Annotated in this window: 1 protein-coding gene; it reads left to right on the top strand. The window is 45.8% G+C overall.

Translation table 11 applies throughout. The features are described 5' to 3' along the window. Nucleotides 1–54: 54 nt before the first annotated feature. A protein-coding gene (locus ACWA6V_RS21370) for an IS3 family transposase (protein ID WP_449524369.1) occupies nt 55–1,214 on the top strand; the annotation gives its coding sequence in 2 pieces (ribosomal slippage) (nt 55–307 and nt 307–1,214; 1,161 coding nt in all). Nucleotides 1,215–1,433 lie beyond the last annotated feature (219 nt).

Below are 1,433 nucleotides of genomic sequence, written 5' to 3'. Positions count from 1 at the left end.
TACCACTAAAAGTGGACACCCTAAAAACGCTCAGAATAACCCGAGAGGTGACCCATGACCAAGAAGACTCCCGCACAATCGAACAAAAAACACACTGCCGAATTCAAACTTGAGGCTCTAAAACTGGCTGATAGAGTGGGTGCGACAGAAGCAGCTGAAAAACTCGGCATATACCCAAGTCAGATATACAGCTGGCGCACGGCCATCAATAACAAGCGAACACAAGGTGAGCGGGAATCAATTCTCGCGACCGAAAACGCCCGCTTAAAGCGTCAACTGGCAGAACAGGCGGAGGAACTCGAAATCCTAAAAAAGGCGGCCACCTACTTCGCGAAGCATCAAAAATAAAGCGTTTTGAATACATGCGACAATACAGCGGCATTTACTCTATGAGGATAATGGCGCGGGTTCTAAACGTATCGCGAAGTGGGTATTACCTTTGGTGTAACTCTATTGGTCGCAGCAATTTCCGCAGCCAGCGCAAACAGGAAATTGACGAACGCGTACTATCAGCATTTGTGGTCAGCAAATGCCGCGATGGTGCGGATCGAATTCTTGCAGAACTTGCGGACAATGGAACACCGCATAATATTAAGACGATAAGAAAGAGCCTTAAAAGACAGGGGCTTGTGCCCAAAGCAGCCAGGTTGTTTAAAGTCACAACTGACAGCAATCATAACCTGCCGATAGCGCCTAATTTATTGGTGCGTAATTTTAATGCGCGCAAGCCCAATGAAAAATGGGTTAGTGATATCACCTACGTTCAAACCACAGAAGGATGGCTATATTTGGCGATGTTCATTGATTTGTTCTCAAGAAGGGTCGTTGGCTGGTCAATGAGTGAAAGAATTGATTCAGAACTTGTTTGTGATGCCTTGCAAATGGCGTTATGGCGGCGTGGTTTTCCGAAGCATGTTATCGTTCATAGTGATCGTGGCAGCCAATATGCATCAAATGCATTTCGAGAAATTCTCGCGCAAAATGATCTGATTCAAAGCATGAGCCGCAAGGGGGATTGCTGGGATAACGCGTGCGCTGAAAGCTTTTTCCACTCATTAAAGGTAGAGCTATTAATGGGTGAGCCTTTACAAAACCGAGAAAAAACGCGAGAGGCTATTTTTGAATATATTGAAGTGGACTACAATCGACGACGTCGCCACAGTGCAATTGGCTATAAAAATCCAGAGCAATTTGAGGCGATGCATGTAAGTTAGATCATTGTCCATTTTTGGTGGTAGGGATCAAGCAAGCCGTGGGGAGCGTAGCAAAACCCAGCACTTACTTGTTCCCGCGCTCCGCATGGGAATGCATACATTATCTAAAACCAAAATTATTCTTAAACCAAAACAACGCACCTCCGGCAAGTCACTTTTCTTTACGTGCCTAAAGAAAAGTGACCAACAGGTCACTCCTCGGCTTTGGCTTCCGGTGTC

Source organism: Cellvibrio sp. (assembly GCF_053579595.1).
This window is presented reverse-complemented; position numbering and strand designations above follow the sequence as displayed.